Origin of the sequence: Vibrio sp. 10N.261.52.A1 (assembly GCF_002876325.1) — a bacterium.
Taxonomy (GTDB): Bacteria; Pseudomonadota; Gammaproteobacteria; order Enterobacterales; family Vibrionaceae; genus Vibrio; species Vibrio chagasii.
The window spans coordinates 1-874 of record NZ_MCYD01000080.1; the positions used below are offsets into that span (position 1 = coordinate 1).

Below are 874 nucleotides of genomic sequence, written 5' to 3' on the forward strand. Positions count from 1 at the left end.
AATTTGTCAGTCGAATAGGTTTTAAATAATGAGTTTGAAAGTGGGTAATAGTTTTTTAATGTGTAAATTGTCACTTGCTGTGTGTGGTGCATTAATGGTCACAGGATGTGGGGGGGGCTCTGATGGGGAGAGCCCTGTTGGATCTGTCCCTTCCAGCTATACCTTTCAAAATTCATTAGTATGTGCCGATGCAGATCTGAATGGCGTATGTAGTGACCTAGAAAAACGTATTGCAAACGTATCTATGTATGCGCAGCTGAGGCAATACGATGGTGCGGTTTTGACCGCCCCTCCTGGCTTTGAACTGGTGTCGCCTTTTACCACTTTGATTCATAGTGAAATGATGTTTAACCCAACGGTTAGTAACGATCTGGCTCAGGCTAAGGCATCCCTTCAACGTAAGCTTGGTGATCACGTTGGGGTCAATTTTTCCTCACTAGACACTGCATATGGTCCTAAAGATAAGTCTAACGTGTTGCTAAAATCACTGAAAAAGGCACAAACTGATGGTAAGCAAAGAGCATATACTAATATCGCCCACGCACTCGATCTTATGATCGAGCATCAAACGTTAGATCTGTCTGACGTAGACGTTTCAGGGATCGCTTCGAGGCACTTGCAAATAGACAGTGATTTGGTTGTCCGCGGTTCACAAGCGGTACCGCAATTGTCTGGTGCGAAATCCGTCGCTTTGAATCGAGCTAGCGGTCAAATCGTATTTTTGACTGCCGATGATATGGTGATGCAAATAGACAGTGCTGTACGTAATAAGTCTGTGACACTGATTGGAGATGCAGAGCCTGAAGTTAATTCAGGTTTGATGAGTATTCGTTCACACGACGATCACTACGGTCATGATGACGATGACGATGAC

General features: G+C 44.3%; 1 pseudogene. It reads left to right on the plus strand.

Annotation, left to right across the window (positions count from 1 at the left end):
- Nucleotides 1-94: 94 nt before the first annotated feature.
- A pseudogene (locus BCT81_RS01135) lies at nt 95-874 on the plus strand (hypothetical protein); the annotation flags it as partial.